Origin of the sequence: Vulcanisaeta moutnovskia 768-28 (genome assembly GCF_000190315.1) — an archaeon.
Taxonomy (GTDB): Archaea; Thermoproteota; Thermoprotei; order Thermoproteales; family Thermocladiaceae; genus Vulcanisaeta; species Vulcanisaeta moutnovskia.
Genome location: NC_015151.1, coordinates 433,359 through 449,207 on the forward strand (window position 1 = coordinate 433,359; position 15,849 = coordinate 449,207).

Here is a 15,849-nt window from a genome sequence, read left to right on the forward strand (position 1 = left end):
ACAACGCTAAACATAACATAAAAACTAAATAATAAGCCCTAGTTTTAGCTTTCCGTGAGTATGGTAAATGATTTAAACGAGGTACTGAAATACGCTGACAATCAAAGAGAATTCGTAATCACACTATACAGGGAATTCATACCAATAAAGGCACTAGCTCCTGAGAATGGAGGTGATGGTGAGTGGGATAGGGCTAATTACCTATTGAATGTGGTTAGAAAATACTTTGATGAGGTTAAGGTTATAGAGGCTTCTGATAACAGGGTTAGTAGGGGTTCAAGGCCGAACATAGTAGCCCTGATAAAAGGGCTTGATATGTCAAGGACCTACTGGGTTATTGCACACATGGATACTGTGCCTGAGGGTGATAGGTCTTTGTGGAGTTATGATCCATTTAAGGCCACGGTGGTTAGTGATACTATTTATGGCAGGGGTGTTGAGGATGATGGACAGGGAATAGTCATGGGAATCACCGTTGGTAAGGTGCTTAGGGAGCTTGGTATTAAGCCACCAATTAACTATGGACTTATACTGGCAAGTGATGAGGAGGTTAATAGTAAGTACGGTATTCGGTATGTTATTGATAAGGAGCCGAATCTAATAACAGGTAGGGACTTAGTTGTTGTGCCTGATGCTGGTAATGCTGATGGCACAATGATAGAGATTGCCGAGAAGGGAATACTTTGGGTTAAAGTGACTGTTTACGGGAAGCAAGCACATGCCTCGCTCCCTGAGCTTGGCCTCAATGCCTATAGGCTTGGTAGTGAATTAACGCTCGAAATAGACAGGAAGTTGCACGAAACGTTTAACCATGAGGATGCCTTATTCATACCACCGAAGTCGACCTTTGAACCAACTAAGGTAGAACCTAATGTAGGGAATGTAAACACAATACCCGGTAGGCACGTATTCTATATTGACTGTAGGATATTGCCTAAGTACAACATCGATGATGTTCTTAAGATTATTAAGGATACGGCAAGTAATTACTGTAGTTCACATGGTTGTAGGGTCGATATTGAGGTTATTAGTAGGGATGATCCCGTGCAACCAACCAGTGCAGATAGTGAGATTGTTAGGAGACTATCTAAGGCAATAAGAGTTGTCAGAGGACTAGAGCCCAGGTTAATGGGTATTGGTGGTGGTACATACGCACGTTACTTAAGGGCCCGAGGTATACCCGTGGCCGTTTGGATGACCTCCAAGGAAACGGCTCACGCACCTGATGAGCATGTGCTCCTTACTGATGTTATAAATGACATAAAGACTGTAGTGGTGTCATTACTTACGGAACCATAGTAAGTACGATCCATACCCTTTTAAATCCATAATTCTCTAGCCTAACCGTAGGTAAAAATGAGGGCTTTAATAACACTTGAACCATATGCAAGGAGTATAAACCCATACGATTTACTAGCTAGGATTAACTGTGGTCAAATCGTTGAGTGTGGTCGTAATAAATGTATTATTGACCTGAGCGATTGCGATACAAATATTCTAACAATGCTTAGGGATATTAACTATGTTGGTCATATATCGATAATAGATCAAATAATTAGTAGGGACCTAGATACCCTATTCGTAGTGGCTAAAGAGACGTTGCTGGGCCTTATTGGTAATGGAGATGGTACATTTAAGGTCGTTGTTAGAAGGATGGATAAGAAGTACCCAGTGACTAGTATCGAGCTTGCAAAAAAGCTTGGTGAATACCTTGCTCAGTTCGCTAGGGTGGATTTGGAGGATCCTGATTACATAGTGTATGTTGAGGTTAGGGATGACTCCTTCATAGTTGCTCATTCAACAAGAGATTTATTCCGTAAGAGGAGGGAGGCAATACCGAGTGATTGGGTGAATCGTGTGGTTGGTATTGTTGATGGTCCTAAGGAGGTTTACGAAGCGATGGATCTAGTACAATTAAGTCATGCATTAGGTATTGAGATTAGGTTAATAACTAATCCATTAATTGTTGATAGGGCGTTTAGAGCTTTGAGACTTGGTTCCTTACCTAGGGTTAGGATTGTGAATATTGATGAGGCGTTGAATGGCATTGACATACCCATTGTGTTGTCAATGCATGCCAACTACAATGAGAGGAAGTTGATTGAGGTGAGTAGGGAGGCGTTTAGTAAGGGGTTGAGGATTGGCTTGATACTTGGTAATGAGTACGATGATGTTAGCCTGAACCTGAGGGGCAGGGCGATGTATGAAATTAGGCTTGGGCCCATGACTGGTCATCCTATGAGGACTACTATTGCGTTGGCTTACGGCATTAGTGTTATATACACAACGTGGTTAATGAATCAATGATGCTCCCGGAAGTTAATGTAGGGCGTGGTAGGTTCAAGGCGCTTCCTAGTAAGTATGCGTTGTTATTTATGGCTTGGTACTCGAGAGGTTCATCAATAAGTCTATATAGATTGTTGTTGATAACTTACTTGGCATCATATATTGTTAGATACGTGTTCGAGCAACCGCCAATAAACAGTAAGTCCATACTAAGTGACTTGAGTGCTCTTGCTAGTGAGGGATTGATCGAGTTAAGAACAATAAACGGTAGGTTAATGGTCAAGGTCACTGATAAGGGTAGGCGATTAATAGGTGAGTTATACGGTATGAGCAACGAATACGTGCTATTTGGTGATTACTTAATAGTGAAGTTGAGGGACTTGTTTAATGAGTTAATAAGGTTGGTCAATGCCTATCAGGATATGGATGCTGCAGTGCTACTCTCAGTGGCGTTTAGAGAGTTGTCACTTAAGGAAGGTGGTATTGAGGGCGATGCCCTGAGGGATTTAGCCCTTGATTTGAGGAGACCCTGCGAGAACGTGCTTGGTTAGCATAATGTTTTTAATACCCACTCATAACCTGGTCTTGATGGCGAGGGGACTTTATCACTATTTAGCTGAGGCGTGGGCTGGAGCCAGGAGTAGCTGGATTTGGGACGTGATCATGAAGCAGAGATTGATAGAGTGGCGTAGGGAACCATCTATTGTTAGGGTTGAGAAACCCACGAGGATTAACAAGGCTAGGCAGTATGGTTATAAGGCTAAGCAGGGCATAATAGTTGTTAGGGTCAGGCTTAGGAGGGGTCCATTCAACAGGAGAAGACCGAACAGTGGTAGGAGACCGAAGAGAATGGGTGTTTATGGAATAACCACTAGCAAGAGTCTCCAGTTAATTGCTGAAGAAAGGGCTGCCAGGAAGTACCCGAACATGGAGGTTCTCGGTTCATACTGGGTTGGTGAGGATGGCACGTACGTATGGTATGAGGTTATTCTTGTAGATCCAAGCCATCCAGCCATTAGGAGCGACTCAGACTTTGCGTGGCTCGTTGGTAAGGAGGATAAGGAGGGACGTAGGAGGAGAAGGCTGAGGGAGAGACAGAGGAAGTTGATTGAGAGATTAAGGAAGAAGGCTGAGCAGTCTCAGCAATCTCAATCCCAGCAATCATAAATTCTTATCTTTTATGGCGATTGTTCAATTAGATCTTGAGGTTATTCTCCATGCAACTGAGGATCTTGATAAGACCGTTAATTACCTTGTAAGGTTATTAACAGATAAAGCACCAATAGTTATAGAAGTGCTTTATGGACATTACGGTAATCCAATATATAAGGTTCAATCATCCATTAAAAATGAGGAGCTTGCCATGAGTATCATTAAGTACGTATGTTCATCACTTACAAATAGGGATTACCTTCTGAGGACTGCGGTGAGTAGGGTAGATGATTCTGGGAATGTTTTCCTTAGGTTTGATAAGCAGGAGTTTGTGATGGGGCGTATTGTGCTTAGTGACGGAGATGACGTGATTAGGGTTAGGATTAAGATTACGGGTGTTGATGCTATGCAATTTATTAATGAGGTTTGTAAGTTATGGTAAAAACAATGTTTGTAGAATTGCATTTGGGTTCAGCGGACAGGAGATTAATTAGCCTATTAAAGAGGCTTGGTTATGGTTTAGTGGCATTGATAATTAGTGGAAACAATGACATCGAGGAATTACCTGCATTCAGGAAGCTCGTGATTACAAAGGGAAGCGCCTGGAAAATAGGTTTGTCCAGGAGTTTTGACTTAGTGTCCGTAGTACCATGGAGCAGGTTTGCCCTTAATAAGTTAATAAGTGATGATAGGATTGACGCAATAACGGTTAATGAAGTCAATAGGAAGGTCCTGCCATCAAAGGCTCAGGCTAGGGCCATGGCCAGGGAAGGTAAGGCATTGGAGATTGTCATAAACCCAATTGTGAGTAATGGCGAATCTGGACTTGCGTTTTTAAGGGATGTAATCAATGACTACTCAACAATCGATGGACTTAGAATCGTGGTATCACAGGGCATAAGTAAGGTGTCTGATGTTAGGAATCCTAGGGATATCGTGGAATTAATTAGGGTATTAACTGGTGTTGATGCTAAGCCCCTAATTAGTGAGAATCCTTATGAGTTATTAGTTGATGCGTTATATAGGAGGGGTGTTTGTCTATGATGTACGTGATTGTGGATGTTTATCCGGGGGATTCTATTGATAAGGTAATTACTGATTTAAATAGTTGGTTTAGGTTATTCTCAGGTAAGGATGCAATAGGTTCTGAATTAAAGGTAATTGCTAAGTATGAGGGTAAGGGCAGGGTTGTGATTCAAGTACCTAGTAACTTACTTAAGTACTTGAGATCCGCGGTCATCATGGCTGGTAGAGAAAGTGATATTACGGTAATTACTGTGAAGGTAACTGGTACTATAAGGAAGGCCTTGGCAATTGCATCATCGGTTCCCTACCTATTTAATGAGTTCGTAGAGTAAGGCTAATCAGCTCGTCGTGAGCTCTTCATTACTCAGTTTTGATACCCATCATCATTAGTACTGGAGTTAGCCCGCTTATTTAAATGGCTTTATCAGCTGAGACCTAATTATGGTATTGGTACTGCCTGTTTAATACTATAATAACCCCTGTTATAATATATTAATGGAACTTTATTGTTCATTATCTGGGCATCAAGAATTTCACCAATGAATATAGTATGGTCGCCACCTGGGTATTTAGCAACAACCTTACAATCTAGATATGCAATTGCTCCTTCAATTATTGGAGAGCCCGTCTTTGCAGTTTTTACTTTCAATCCACTAAATCTCTCCTCCCTAGGCGCTGTTGCGAATTTAATGGCTAAATCCTTCATATCATCAGATAGTATGTTCACCGCATAGACATTTGACTTATCAATTGCCTCATGACTTGCGAGCCTCTTATCAATAGCTATGAGCACAAGTGGTGGATCAAGCGATAACGATGTAAATGAATTAACAGTTAATCCGTAATATTCATCATTATAGGTTGTTGTCACTATTGTAACGCCTGTTGGATAATTCCTCATTACAGCCTTGAGTAATTCACTGGATATGGTCATTACGGCATTAATAACGTATTATTATTAAAATCTTTAATCCTGTGCTAATTATCTCTTAACATATAACCAGCATTTAACGAAGACGCCAGGCCTTGCCTCAACAACTGGTGGTTCTTGTTTCTTGCAAATATCCATTGCATATGGGCATCTTGGATGAAACCTACAGCCAGTCGGTGGATTGGCTAAGTTGGGCGGTTCACCAGGAGCTACCTTCCTTTCCCTCAACCTATTGCTTGGGTCCGGGTCTGGTATTGCCTCAATGAGTGATTGAGCATATGGATGAAGCGGATTCTTAACCACATCCCTAAATGGCCCATACTCAGCAAATTGCCCCGCATACATTATCAGTATGTAGTCGCTGAAGTACTTCGCGGTTGATATGTCGTGGGTTATGTACATGAATGCCATCTTATGCCTTTGCTGAATATCCTTAAGTATAGTTAGTATCTCAACCCTTATTGATGCATCAAGCATTGATACGGGCTCATCAGCGACTATGTAGTCCGGGTCCGTTATTATTGCCCTCGCAATGGCAACCCTCTGTCTCTGGCCACCACTGAGCATGTGTGGGTACTTGTTCACGAAATCCTCAGGTGGTGTTAACTTAACCTCCTCAAGGGCTCTGTATATTCTTTCTTCTCTTTCTTTCATGGATATTCCCTGTACCATGAGTGGTTCCTCAAGTATAAAGTGTATGCTGTGGAATGGGTTAAGGCTTGAATATGGGTCTTGAAATACCATACTAACTCTCCTTCTAAATCCTATTTTCTTCAATTCCTCTTCCTTCATATGCGTTATATCATTGTCATCAAAGTATACTTCACCAGATATTGGCTCAAGAAGCCTGATCAATGTCCTACCTAATGTTGTCTTTCCACTGCCCGACTCACCAACTATTGCCAATGTAATGCCTCTATCAATGCTTAGGCTAATATCATCAACAGCCTTAACATACCTGGGCTTTGCAAATAGGCCGGGCTTTATGGTATAGTAAGTTCTCAATCTATGGGCAATGACAAGGCTATCCTTCCTAACCCATGGTGTGTCCTCAAAAACCCCAGGCATATAGCGATTATGCCTTTCAGGGATTGCTTAAAAATCTAACCTATATTTGCATTTATAATTTATTTGCTTATAAATTATTTATATAACCAACAAGCCACAAGGTGCTTCCTGCTTGCCTTACCCTCGAGTTCCACCATAGGTGGTTCCTTCTCGTCACAAAGACCCTTTAGGTAATCCCTATCCTTATAGAATGGGCATCTTGGATGAAATCTACAACCACTTGGCGGATTAATTAGGCTTGGTACTTCGCCAGGTATGAATGATAGTGTCTTGTCAGTTCTCAGTGTGGGCACGCTAGATATTAAGCCCTGGGTATATGGGTGGCTTGGGTTCGTATAAATATCCTCGGCGCCACCAATTTCCACAAGTTTTCCAGCATACATTATTGCCACTGAATCTGCGAGCTCACTTGCCAATGAGAGATCATGGGTTATGAATATGTATGACAGTTTATACTCCCACTTAAGTTTCTTAAGTAGATTCATTATGTTTGCTTGGGTTATTACGTCGAGTGCTGATGTGGGTTCATCAAGAATTACGACCTTCGGATGGGCCATTATTGACATGGCTATTATCACCCTCTGTTTCATACCACCACTAAGTTGATGCGGATATCTATTCACTAAATCTCTGGGTAATCCGACGGATTCTAGGGCATCCATGGCCATTTTCAAAGCCTCATCTTTACCAGTTCCCTGTAATAGTAACGGTTCTGTCATTTGATCACCTATCTTGATCACGGGATTCAAGGCATTCATTGATGCTTGAGGTACCATTGCAATCCTCTTCCACCTAATCTCTCTCCTAAACTCCTCCTCAGGCATGTGAAGTATTTCCTTACCCTCTAGGTATATCTCACCATCAACAAGGGATACATTCCTCTCCCAAACTCTAACAAGTAACTTAGCAAGTGTTGATTTTCCACTGCCCGACTCACCAACTATTGCTAGGGTCTCTCCCTCGTCTAACTCAAAGGATATGTTATCAACAGCCTTAACGATACCCTTAGTCGTGGTGTAGTAAAGCTTTACGTTTCTAACATCAAGCAATACCATGCTCATCACCCATATCTAAGCCTTGGATTAACCACGGGTTCTGAGGCCATTGCGGTTAATATAAATACCACTGCCACGAAAGCAACAAGTAGACCAGGTGGTATTACCCACCACCAGTAACCTGATGTTAATGCACCAAATTCATCAGCATAATAGAGGAGCATACCCCATGTTGGGTATTCTGAGCCTGCTAAGCCGAGGAAGTTTATGGAGGCTAACGTTAATATTGCACCGGGTACATTCGTGACCAGCAGGTAAAGTATGTATGGAATTATCTGAGGTAGAATGTGATTCCTCAATATCCACATCCTACTTGCGCCAGCTATTACGGCTGACTCTATGTACTGGGCACTCCTTATCTGCATAATCATAGCCCTAATAATCCTAGCCGACGCGCCCCAGGATACAATTGCTAAGAATATCACGGCATCCCAAATACTCCAACCAAACAGAACTGAGAAGACTATTAATAATGGAAAGGCAGGTAGTAATATTACGAAATCCGTGAGTCTCATTAGGGATTCATCGGTTAATCCACCGTAAAATCCAGCAACAATACCAATTATTACTGCTATCACTACTATTATTAATGCAGAGAGCAGTCCAACAGCTAGGTCTATTGGGAAGCCAGCCAATAACCCAAGCCATAGGTCATGACCCTCATTATCAGTACCCATTAAACCATATGTCTGCCCCTGAAGTACTATTTCTAAGTTATTTCTATTAATTACTGATGAGTTCTGTGAGAATACGTAAAAGACAAAGTCAAACTTATATGTTCCCTTTAATGGTGTTAATTTACCATTGTTAATTGTGTAAAATATGTATGGCGTAGCCGAGGACCCAGTAGGCACTATACTACTTACATGGTATTCCTCATTATAGAATAGGTTAACCTGGCTTATAACCTCAGAAGCCACGCCAAACGTGGTTACTCTACTATTAATTGGCAAGGGACCAAGTGTTATTTTGCTTCCATCGGGTCTATAAACCGTTACTGATAACACAGGAGGTTGAGGCATGCTATATATAGCTGGGTTATTAATAACAATAAAGATCTCGCTCCATGGTTTATCATACTCATAATTAACATTAAATGTCACAGTAATATAGGTCACGCCATTCTGCTGCTGTACTGCGTATGTATAATCATGAACATAAACCTGGGGTGAATATACTGGGCCTATCAATGAGTTAATCCAAGCTGGTGGCGCGTATTGCGGATTTAATTGCCAATACTTTGGATTATTCCACACACTTGCAAAGTTCGGTGGTAAAACAATAAGTGCATACATTGATACTACTACCAATATTATGAATAGCGCAGCGGATATCTTACCAGTACTTGACGAGAAGAACTCCTTAGTAATCTCGCTGGGGGTCATCCCTAGGATCCTAAACTCACGCTGCTTCTTTGCCATGCTCATCACCTTACTCCCTAAGCCTTGGATCAAGCATTATATAAACAATTTCCATTATGAATATTATCACGATATAGAGTAGTGTTGAGGCATACGTAAGCGCAACTACGACGGGTAGATCAGGTGTTGGAGAACCAACAATTGCAATGTTATATACATAACCCAATCCCCACCAATGAAACACCATCTCCGTGACCAGGAAGCCACCGAATATTATGAATGGTATTGTTATGAAGATACTCGTTAATATTGAAGGAGCAGCAGGCCTGAGTATATACCTATTTACCACGTGATTCTCGGGTAATCCCTTAATCTTCGCAAAGGTTACGAAATCCTCCTGAGAAATATTAAGTACCACAGTCCTTGCGAAATAGGCCCAACTACCAATATTAATTATTAGCACAGTTATGAGAGGCAGTGTGAAGTGCCATAGTAAGTCAAGGACTGCCTGCGGTATTGTAAATACCTTAACTGGGTCTGTTAGCCACAATTCGTAGTACTTAGGACTTATTATACCGCCTGTTGGGAAGGAAATCGGTGAGTGCATTTGTGCTAGGTAAAATGAGAATATCAGTAGCATGACAATACCCAACCACCACTGAGGTATGCCATTAGCTAATGCTGCGTAGTACATAACTACTCTATCGGATTTAGAACCATATTTAAGGGCTGATCTAAGCCCTATCTCAATACCTATAAATGCGCTTAGCAATATGCCAAAGGTATCGAGGAGTATTGTACCAGGTAATGCAGATAATATTATATCAACAACCTTACCACCACCAACATTACCATACTCACTTGGGAAGTATGAGTAACCCCAATTAAAAACAATCATATTATACATTATGTAGAGGGTCCTAATCGCAGGTGGTTTATTAAGTCCGTAGGCGCTCTCCAATTCGGTCATTATTTGTGTTTGTAATTGCTGTATCTGTGTTGAGTTGTAGTGACCATGAAGCATTAAGTTCATTATTATGGACTTTGTCTCCATCATTATCTCATCCTTAAGTATCTTTGATGCAGGTCCAGCTAGGGCAAAGGATATTACGAAGAGCACTATAAATAACAAAACAACCAGCGTTGCTGCTCTAACGGCAAGCGTCCTTGCAAGACCCATCGAACTTGAAGAAACTTCTCGCGTTATTTAAGCCTTACTAACGTTATGTAGCCCAATCTAGAATAAATATAAGAAAGAATTTTGATTAATTTTATCGTTTTACAAAAATAATTATCTTCTTCTCCTAATAGCCAGCCAAGCACCAACCGCAACTATTATCACAACTATAATCACTATTATAGCTATTAATAATGTTGTGCTCATTGCTGGTGTCTTCTTGGGCGGTGGAGGTGGCGGTGGAGGTGGTGGCGGAGGTGGTGATACCGTTAGTGATGTTACGTACTGAGTAGGTATCTTCACGACATTAGTGAACGCATATAACAATAATTCATAGGTACCTGGTGTCAGTGTTGCAGTTACGTTACTCGGTATTGTTATTGTTAAAGTTCCAGGTGTTGTTGATGATGCAAGTGTCTCATAGATAATCTGCCCAGTGGCTGGGTTAACCAGGTATACATAGGCCTCTGGATTACCAACAGCACTTATGCTTACCGTTAATGTGGCTGTGGTATTGGCAGTTATTGTTGACGGGGACACTGAGGATATACTTGGTATTAAGTTCGTTGGTACTGATGTAACGCCCAACTTAACGAAGACTTGGTTAAACCAATACGTGTAGTTGTACGGATAGCTACTCCAACTAACGAGTATGGCTGACTGTGGCGTTACCGTGGTTATACTCTTTAGTATGTACGGTCCATTACTAATCCAGAGATTACCATATGTGCTGTAGAAGTTAAGGGCGTCCTCATAGTCCTGTATAGCCGTTGCAGTTGCATTTGATCCAAGGAAGTTCTGACCATTTATTATAGCCCACGAACCATTATCCCATATGTACCCAGTCTTAATCCAGTTCTGTAGTACGCTTGCTAGGTATTGGTTAAATGATGATGACCTGAAGTCAGCCTCTGGTATACTCAGTGACTGAGCCTCACCACTCGTGAATGCGTACTTACCCTGCTGATATGCGTAGAACTCAAGGGCGAGGTCAACCCATGGATTAGCAAATGATGGGAAGCCAGGTGCATAGTAAGCTGCCACGAAGTTGGGGTCTGGGAACCAGTAGTTGCCGTAAATCACCACCGTGCCATTCGGGAAGAACTGCATACCAACAATTGAGCTTACTGTTGGTGATATTATACCACCAACATCGCTCGCGGTTGCTTGGTTAGGGCCTAGGTCTGGTGCTCCAGTTGTCGTTGTTGCCGCTAGGTCAAACCATGTGTAGTAGTAGTAGATTATGTCAGCCATGGTTATTGGTTGACCATCCTGCCAGTACTGGCCAAGCCATGTACCGTTGAAGTACAGGTAAACGATGGATTTGGCGTACTGTCCAGGACCAACATCTTGCCACTGCTTAGTAGTTGCATTCCAAAAGACTGCGTTAGACGGTACTGGGAATACTGCTGAACCATTCGGGCTTAGTATTGCATTCCAAGCACCCCTAATTGGCATTGGCTCGCCAGTGAATGGGTTGTAGAAGGCGAATGGATCGCTCGTGAACTCCTGAATGACGTCATATGAGTAGGTATCTATTGAGACGAACCATCCGAAGTTATTCCATGGGAATTCACTAACGTGGAACATGCCGACATTAAGCACATTGGGATGAGTCGTTGAGTATGCGAACTTAATGCCTAGAGGCCACTCAAGGCCGAATATGCTTGGCATCCAGTTGGTTAAGTTCTGTATTGGGTATGGGAATGTGGCTGCAACGAGCCATACCCTAACAGCCTGCTGGAAGCAGTCGTATAGTGAGGTCTCTGAGTAACTCTCGAATTGCTGCAGTGATGTGAAGTTGCCCGTAGTGGCCCACATGGTTATTGTGTCAATTGTTGAGTTACTATACTGCCAATAACCAGTAACGCCCCAACCGGGCATGTCGCCAGTCCATGAGGCACAGAATGATGCACCAGCATAGGTATCCCAGGGCTCTGCGTATATTGTCCAAGCCTCGGTGTATATCTGCCACTCCATTTGTGCTGGGTTCGAACCATAAACTATTGTTAACGCCTCTGATAAGTCGCCGTATATCGGTTTAACGGTAAAGCCCACATCCTGGAGTTCAGACATAAATAATTGACCAATGGCGTATCTGAATGGATCATCCTTCCTAATGAAGAATATTATTGTAACAGGCTGTGGGGTTGTACTGTTTGGTGGTATGTAGTACCACTGGTGGTTAATGTATAGTATCCTGCCAACCCATGGATTATACATACCGTCGAAGTTCGACGTTGTGTTTATTGCCTGGAAGAGGGCGAAGATTGATTGATTAACGTAGGTTGGGTCATAGTGAATGTTTGCCTGCACAACCATTGGCTGAATTAGGAGTTGGCTGTCTATTGCGAAGGGCCCAGGCCAGTTATATACGGGTGTTGCATAGCCTGAAAAGACCTGGGTAATTATTGCGTGCCTATCAACTAGGTAATTCATTAAGAACCTGAATTGCCAATAAGCAAACGGATTAAACGTAGTATTGCTTGGATATGGGTTGAATAGTAGGTCGAAGCCTGACGTTAATGATGGACTAACCATCTGAATACCAGGTGTCGTACTTAACTGCGATAATACATTGGGCGGTAGCGCAAATGGGTTTAGATAAACATCTATTTTGCTTGATGTGAAGTATTGAACGGCCTCTGTTGGCGTGACTTCGTACAGGTTTACTGTTGATGGCATTGTTTGTTGGGCATTAACAACAAGGCCTATTACTAGTATGGCTGCGATCAGAGTTACTGCCATAAGTATGGATACGTAGTTTGTCATCCTCCTTTGTTTAGGCATATCATGTTATTTTGGATTAAGTTTTTAAACTTTTCCATGTATATTAATTATTGATTCTGTAAATCCAATTATTAATAATGCTATTACCAATATAAATAATATTGTGAGTATAATTGTTAATACATTAATAATTTCAGGTCTATAAATACCAATAATGGTAACTTGCCCTCTACCCATTGACGCTAAATTAAGGTTGGTTATTGTTGTGAAGTTTAGTTCCTTTAATTGATAAGGGCCTAGGTTTACCATATAGTAAAGTGTCAGTGTTATGTTCGTTTCAGGTATCCACTTAATTATAGTTATGTTAGTGTTTAGATTACTATTATTTGTCCTTAACATTATAAAGACTATTTCCGATGGATTCACGGTAAATGAACCATTAATGGCAGGCCCACTATAATAATAATGCGTATTAAATGGGTTCAGTATTATGTAAATGGCCAGTATAATCGTGACTATACCAATGATGTAGGCGGCAACTATAAACCTATCTCTAAGGATTTCACTAATCATTACAAAGCACTTAATTTTATTTTTACACCTTAAGTTTTGTTCTTCTCCAAAGTCTTCTCGCTGGATTTGTTAAAACCTTTCTGTCAGTCTTGGCAGTTACCCAAATCGGTGGTGCCCTATTTGACTTATTCGCAGCCGCAAGTCTTAACTTCTTACCCAGTGGTTTATTCCTGGCCATATCCCTCACCTATACCTTATCCTGAACTCTCTATGGGTCTGTTTATAAATTGTTTCCAGTATCTTCTTGAGGTCTTCATCCGTAATGGGCACTTTGACTCTGCCGGATTGGGCTAATGTTATTAATTGTTGTTCAAGAGCCTCGACAAGTTCGGGCTTAACAACCCTAAGATTATCAAGCCTCTCCCTGGCCTCAGGCGTTAGTATCACCCTGAGCACGGCTCTCCTCTGGGCAGCTAATTCCTGTCTTTTCCTTTCCTCCTCCATTTGTTTCTGAAGATCCTGAAGCTTCTTCTGCCTAATGGCTTCAAGTTCATCCTCACTCATTTCTTGATCACTACCTTCCTCCTCTCCGTAATTCTCGTCAATAGACATGGCATAACAAAGGCAGTAAACCTATTTATTAACCTTAAACCTTGGGATCTTAACCGTGAACAAACCTACTCAGCGGTAGTCTTTGGCGTTAAGTATTTAGTGAGCTCGGGTCTTTGCTTAACTAACTCCTTAAGTGTATTTAGGGCTATCTTATCTAATAATGACTTGCCCTGGGGTGTTATCACCCTACCTGCCTTGGTCTTGGTTATGAGACCAGCAGTCTCAAGTTGATGAAGTATATTCCTTATTACCGCGCCACCAGCCTTCCTAGTCCTCTCGCTCCTAACGGCACTACCAGCCTTAGCCCTATAGCTAAATGCCATCCTAAGGCTGCCAATACCCACAGGTCCGTTTAGGTAGATCTTCCTTAAAATAGCGGCGGTCCTTATGTACCACCAATCATCCTGCATTGGAGGTCTATCCTTATTCGGGCCTGTCTTAACGAATAACGCCCAGTCCGGCGGCTTAACCTGAGGCACATTCTCCTTAAGGTACTTAGCCAATTCCCTAATTAGTAATTCTGCGGGTACGTCCTTAACACTAACCAAGGCCGATCAAGAATGCGGATAGCTAGGGTTAATAAGTATTTACTAAACGTGGTATTCACAGTCACGTATAGCAATGAACTTAATACCAGTTAAGTATATAGCATAGATTCTTTTTATCTTGGTTATATGACGTTCTCCATTGTGGCAACTGATGGGATTGATGTTGGCATTGCCGTGGCATCTAAATTCATAGCAGTGGGTGCAATAGTACCACAGGCCCAGGCTAAAGTTGGTGCAGTTGCATCACAGTGTTATGCAAACCCTAGGTTGGGTTCATTAATACTTAAGTTACTTGAGTCGGGCCTTAATACCAATGATGCATTAAGTAAGGCGCTAAATGAGGATTCTGATAAGGAGGAGAGACAGGTTGGTGTTGTTTCTATACGTGGTGATGCAACCGCATATACAGGCTCTAAGTGTTCTGAATATGCAGGACATATCGTGGGTAGCGGTTATGCAGTTCAGGGCAATATATTGACTGGTCCTGGTGTTCTTGAGAGAATGGCTAGGGCCTTCGAGACGAAGCGAGGTGAGTTAGTGGATAAATTGCTTGATGCTCTATCAGCAGGTGATGCAGCTGGTGGTGATAAGAGAGGTAGGCAGTCAGCCGCTATTTTGGTGCTCAGGCCGAGTGGTGGTTACCTAGGCCTTACCGATACTTACGTTGATCTTAGGGTAGATGACCACCCAGACCCTGTTGCTGAGTTACGTAGGTTATTCAGCATTTGGGAATTGACGTTGTTGAATAGGGAGGATCCCAATGATGTGATCCTAAAGTCCAGTGTTGCATCAACAGTTCAGAGGATACTTAAGGGGCTTGGTTTTTATAATGGTGATGTTCATGGCAATTGGGATGAGGCAACCGAGGAGGCCTTCAAGGCGTGGGCTGGCCTCGAGAATTTCGAGAACAAGATTAGGAATGATGATAAGATCTGGGGATCGGTTTATCGCTACTTAATTAATGAGGCTAGGCGTAGGGGTTTGTTGATTAATGATTAGAAGGATTAATAAATAGGTTGTTTTGTGGGTTTGAGCAATGGCCATTAAATTCTGCCCGAGATGTAAGAGTGTAATGGTTCTAACAAAGGAGGGTGGTAAAGCTGTTTGGAAGTGCCCTAAGTGTGGTTATGAAGAGGAGGTTAGTGTTAGTAGTGCGAAGCTTGTTGAGAAGACGACATTAACCAGGAAGGATGATAAACCAATAGTACTAACAAAGTCTGGTGAGGAGGCTCTGCCTAAGGTTAAAAAGACATGCCCTAAGTGTGGTTATGAAGAGGCGTACTTCTGGGTTCAGCAGACGAGAGCTGCTGATGAACCACCAACCAGGTTTTATAAATGTGCTAGGTGTGGGTACGTTTGGCGTGAATATGAGTAGGCTTAAGCGTCGCTA

Annotated in this window: 19 protein-coding genes; 9 read left to right on the forward strand and 10 right to left on the reverse strand. The window is 42.1% G+C overall.

Translation table 11 applies throughout. From position 1 onward, the window contains the following. Positions 1-60: 60 nt before the first annotated feature. Genes VMUT_RS02340 through VMUT_RS02370 form a run of 7 tightly spaced genes read left to right on the forward strand, consistent with a single transcriptional unit; the run spans position 61 to position 4,796 of the window. A complete protein-coding gene (locus VMUT_RS02340; protein ID WP_013603821.1) occupies positions 61-1,299 on the forward strand; it encodes a M20 family metallo-hydrolase in 1,239 nt (412 codons plus the stop codon). A gap of 57 nt (positions 1,300-1,356) precedes the next feature. Next, a complete protein-coding gene (locus VMUT_RS02345; RefSeq protein WP_013603822.1) occupies positions 1,357-2,307 on the forward strand; it encodes a THUMP domain-containing protein in 951 nt (316 codons plus the stop codon). Further along, positions 2,304-2,837 carry a hypothetical protein gene (locus VMUT_RS02350; protein WP_013603823.1) on the forward strand — a complete coding sequence of 178 codons (534 nt, stop codon included), beginning with the start codon at positions 2,304-2,306 and terminating at the stop codon, positions 2,835-2,837. The genes VMUT_RS02345 and VMUT_RS02350 overlap by 4 nt, the downstream gene beginning before the upstream one ends. Before the next feature lie 37 nt (positions 2,838-2,874). After that, the gene (locus VMUT_RS02355; protein ID WP_013603824.1) at positions 2,875-3,453 is read left to right on the forward strand and encodes a 50S ribosomal protein L15e; all 579 of its coding nucleotides are present in this window, start codon (positions 2,875-2,877) and stop codon (positions 3,451-3,453) included. Positions 3,454-3,466: 13 nt separating this feature from the next. Beyond that, positions 3,467-3,880 (forward strand): RNA-binding domain-containing protein, encoded by a 414-nt coding sequence (locus tag VMUT_RS02360; RefSeq protein WP_013603825.1) that lies wholly within the window; start codon positions 3,467-3,469, stop codon positions 3,878-3,880. Between the two features lie 5 nt (positions 3,881-3,885). Continuing rightward, a complete protein-coding gene (locus VMUT_RS02365; RefSeq protein ID WP_048056824.1) occupies positions 3,886-4,482 on the forward strand; it encodes an RNase P subunit p30 family protein in 597 nt (198 codons plus the stop codon). Then, a complete protein-coding gene (locus tag VMUT_RS02370; RefSeq protein ID WP_148224631.1) occupies positions 4,479-4,796 on the forward strand; it encodes a hypothetical protein in 318 nt (105 codons plus the stop codon). The genes VMUT_RS02365 and VMUT_RS02370 overlap by 4 nt, the downstream gene beginning before the upstream one ends. Before the next feature lie 107 nt (positions 4,797-4,903). Here the strand turns inward: VMUT_RS02370 and VMUT_RS02375 are convergent, their stop codons facing one another. The 10 genes from VMUT_RS02375 to VMUT_RS02420 form a co-directional block, all read right to left on the reverse strand. After that, on the reverse strand, positions 4,904-5,398 hold the full coding sequence (locus tag VMUT_RS02375) for a flavin reductase family protein (protein WP_013603828.1): 495 nt from the start codon (positions 5,396-5,398) through the stop codon (positions 4,904-4,906). Between the two features lie 48 nt (positions 5,399-5,446). After that, positions 5,447-6,463 (reverse strand): ABC transporter ATP-binding protein, encoded by a 1,017-nt coding sequence (locus VMUT_RS02380; RefSeq protein ID WP_013603829.1) that lies wholly within the window; start codon positions 6,461-6,463, stop codon positions 5,447-5,449. Positions 6,464-6,537: 74 nt separating this feature from the next. Continuing rightward, the gene (locus VMUT_RS02385) at positions 6,538-7,518 is read right to left on the reverse strand and encodes an ABC transporter ATP-binding protein (protein ID WP_048057129.1); all 981 of its coding nucleotides are present in this window, start codon (positions 7,516-7,518) and stop codon (positions 6,538-6,540) included. A gap of 5 nt (positions 7,519-7,523) precedes the next feature. Then, the gene (locus VMUT_RS02390) at positions 7,524-8,945 is read right to left on the reverse strand and encodes an ABC transporter permease (RefSeq protein WP_237699690.1); all 1,422 of its coding nucleotides are present in this window, start codon (positions 8,943-8,945) and stop codon (positions 7,524-7,526) included. 4 nt (positions 8,946-8,949) lie between these two features. After that, positions 8,950-10,059: an ABC transporter permease gene (locus VMUT_RS02395; protein WP_013603832.1), complete on the reverse strand. Its 1,110-nt coding sequence runs from the start codon at positions 10,057-10,059 to the stop codon at positions 8,950-8,952. Positions 10,060-10,170: 111 nt separating this feature from the next. Further along, the gene (locus VMUT_RS02400; RefSeq protein ID WP_148224632.1) at positions 10,171-12,846 is read right to left on the reverse strand and encodes an ABC transporter substrate-binding protein; all 2,676 of its coding nucleotides are present in this window, start codon (positions 12,844-12,846) and stop codon (positions 10,171-10,173) included. A gap of 24 nt (positions 12,847-12,870) precedes the next feature. Next, positions 12,871-13,359: a hypothetical protein gene (locus VMUT_RS02405; protein WP_013603834.1), complete on the reverse strand. Its 489-nt coding sequence runs from the start codon at positions 13,357-13,359 to the stop codon at positions 12,871-12,873. Between the two features lie 22 nt (positions 13,360-13,381). Beyond that, complete coding sequence (locus VMUT_RS02410) at positions 13,382-13,537, reverse strand: 50S ribosomal protein L39e (protein ID WP_048057131.1); 156 nt, start codon at positions 13,535-13,537, stop codon at positions 13,382-13,384. Positions 13,538-13,542: 5 nt separating this feature from the next. Then, positions 13,543-13,911, reverse strand: a complete 369-nt coding sequence (locus tag VMUT_RS02415) for a DNA-binding protein (RefSeq protein ID WP_013603836.1) — start codon at positions 13,909-13,911, stop codon at positions 13,543-13,545. Between the two features lie 65 nt (positions 13,912-13,976). Beyond that, positions 13,977-14,459, reverse strand: a complete 483-nt coding sequence (locus VMUT_RS02420) for a 30S ribosomal protein S19e (protein WP_013603837.1) — start codon at positions 14,457-14,459, stop codon at positions 13,977-13,979. Between the two features lie 126 nt (positions 14,460-14,585). Between VMUT_RS02420 and VMUT_RS02425 the strand changes: the two genes are divergently transcribed. Together VMUT_RS02425 and VMUT_RS02430 are read left to right on the forward strand one after the other, a co-directional pair. Then, positions 14,586-15,458, forward strand: a complete 873-nt coding sequence (locus tag VMUT_RS02425) for a DUF1028 domain-containing protein (RefSeq protein ID WP_048056825.1) — start codon at positions 14,586-14,588, stop codon at positions 15,456-15,458. Positions 15,459-15,531: 73 nt separating this feature from the next. Continuing rightward, a complete protein-coding gene (locus VMUT_RS02430) occupies positions 15,532-15,834 on the forward strand; it encodes a transcription factor S (RefSeq protein WP_013603839.1) in 303 nt (100 codons plus the stop codon). The last annotated feature ends 15 nt before the right edge of the window (positions 15,835-15,849 follow it).

Bases quoted from the DNA above. Each gene is read 5' to 3' on its own strand.
- VMUT_RS02340 (WP_013603821.1), top strand. From the start codon at position 61: ATGGTAAATGATTTAAACGAGGTACTGAAATACGCTGACAATCAAAGA.
- VMUT_RS02345 (WP_013603822.1), top strand. From the start codon at position 1,357: ATGAGGGCTTTAATAACACTTGAACCATATGCAAGGAGTATAAACCCA.
- VMUT_RS02350 (WP_013603823.1), top strand. From the start codon at position 2,304: ATGATGCTCCCGGAAGTTAATGTAGGGCGTGGTAGGTTCAAGGCGCTT.
- VMUT_RS02355 (WP_013603824.1), top strand. From the start codon at position 2,875: ATGGCGAGGGGACTTTATCACTATTTAGCTGAGGCGTGGGCTGGAGCC.
- VMUT_RS02360 (WP_013603825.1), top strand. From the start codon at position 3,467: ATGGCGATTGTTCAATTAGATCTTGAGGTTATTCTCCATGCAACTGAG.
- VMUT_RS02365 (WP_048056824.1), top strand. From the start codon at position 3,886: ATGTTTGTAGAATTGCATTTGGGTTCAGCGGACAGGAGATTAATTAGC.
- VMUT_RS02370 (WP_148224631.1), top strand. From the start codon at position 4,479: ATGATGTACGTGATTGTGGATGTTTATCCGGGGGATTCTATTGATAAG.
- VMUT_RS02375 (WP_013603828.1), bottom strand. From the start codon at position 5,398: ATGACCATATCCAGTGAATTACTCAAGGCTGTAATGAGGAATTATCCA.
- VMUT_RS02380 (WP_013603829.1), bottom strand. From the start codon at position 6,463: ATGCCTGGGGTTTTTGAGGACACACCATGGGTTAGGAAGGATAGCCTT.
- VMUT_RS02385 (WP_048057129.1), bottom strand. From the start codon at position 7,518: ATGGTATTGCTTGATGTTAGAAACGTAAAGCTTTACTACACCACGACT.
- VMUT_RS02390 (WP_237699690.1), bottom strand. From the start codon at position 8,945: ATGAGCATGGCAAAGAAGCAGCGTGAGTTTAGGATCCTAGGGATGACC.
- VMUT_RS02395 (WP_013603832.1), bottom strand. From the start codon at position 10,059: ATGGGTCTTGCAAGGACGCTTGCCGTTAGAGCAGCAACGCTGGTTGTT.
- VMUT_RS02400 (WP_148224632.1), bottom strand. From the start codon at position 12,846: ATGCCTAAACAAAGGAGGATGACAAACTACGTATCCATACTTATGGCA.
- VMUT_RS02405 (WP_013603834.1), bottom strand. From the start codon at position 13,359: ATGATTAGTGAAATCCTTAGAGATAGGTTTATAGTTGCCGCCTACATC.
- VMUT_RS02410 (WP_048057131.1), bottom strand. From the start codon at position 13,537: ATGGCCAGGAATAAACCACTGGGTAAGAAGTTAAGACTTGCGGCTGCG.
- VMUT_RS02415 (WP_013603836.1), bottom strand. From the start codon at position 13,911: ATGTCTATTGACGAGAATTACGGAGAGGAGGAAGGTAGTGATCAAGAA.
- VMUT_RS02425 (WP_048056825.1), top strand. From the start codon at position 14,586: ATGACGTTCTCCATTGTGGCAACTGATGGGATTGATGTTGGCATTGCC.
- VMUT_RS02430 (WP_013603839.1), top strand. From the start codon at position 15,532: ATGGTTCTAACAAAGGAGGGTGGTAAAGCTGTTTGGAAGTGCCCTAAG.